The following is a 776-nucleotide window of genomic DNA, read 5'->3' on the forward strand; positions in this document are numbered from 1 at the left end:
CGTAAAACTCGTACACCCCGCATCCCTCACCGTCCCAACGAAATCACACAACTCGGCATAACTGTCGCGCCCATTGATCCCGATACGGTGCTTCACCGTCACCGGAATCGACACCGCATCCCGCATCGCCTTCACGCAATCTGCCACCAACGCCGGGTGCGCCATCAAGATCGCGCCGATCATATTGTTCTGCACCCGATCACTCGGGCAGCCGACGTTCAAGTTCACTTCATCGTAACCGGCAGCCTCAGCCATACGTGCGCAGGCAGCCAGGTCGGCAGGGACGCTGCCGCCCAGTTGCAGTGCGAGTGGGTGCTCGGCTTCGTTGTGGCGCAGGAAGCGCTCGTGGTCGCCGTGCAGGATCGCGCCAGTGGTGACCATCTCGGTGTAGAGCATGGCGTGCTTGGAGAGCAGGCGCAGTTGAAGCAGGATTTCCCGGAGTTGGAGATTGTGTTGAATGGCGGGATCAAGACGCTGGAGCAGTGCCAGGAGCATTTGCAGGTGTTTGATGGGGTGATGTTGGGGCGGGAGGCTTATCACAATCCGTATGTGTTGGCGGAGGTGGATCAGCGGTTGTTTGGCAGTGCGGCGCCGGTGGTGAGTCGGGCGCAGGTGTTGGCGCAGTTGCGGCCTTATATTGCGGAGCATTTGGCCAGTGGTGGTGCGATGCATCACATTACTCGGCATGTGTTGGGGTTGGGGACCGGGTTTCCGGGGGCTCGTCGGTTCAGGCAGTTGTTGTCGGTGGATATTCATAAGGCGAGTGATCCGTTGGC

Annotated in this window: 2 pseudogenes; one reads left to right on the forward strand and one right to left on the reverse strand. The window is 59.9% G+C overall.

From position 1 onward, the window contains the following. Positions 1-420 (reverse strand): annotated as a pseudogene (locus tag FEM54_RS33385) (tRNA-dihydrouridine synthase); the annotation flags it as partial. Between FEM54_RS33385 and FEM54_RS33390 the strand changes: the two are divergent. After that, a pseudogene (locus FEM54_RS33390) lies at positions 412-776 on the forward strand (tRNA-dihydrouridine synthase); the annotation flags it as partial. The pseudogenes FEM54_RS33385 and FEM54_RS33390 sit on opposite strands and share 9 nt — an antisense overlap.

This window comes from Pseudomonas edaphica (assembly GCF_005863185.1).
GTDB lineage: Bacteria > Pseudomonadota > Gammaproteobacteria > Pseudomonadales > Pseudomonadaceae > Aquipseudomonas > Aquipseudomonas edaphica.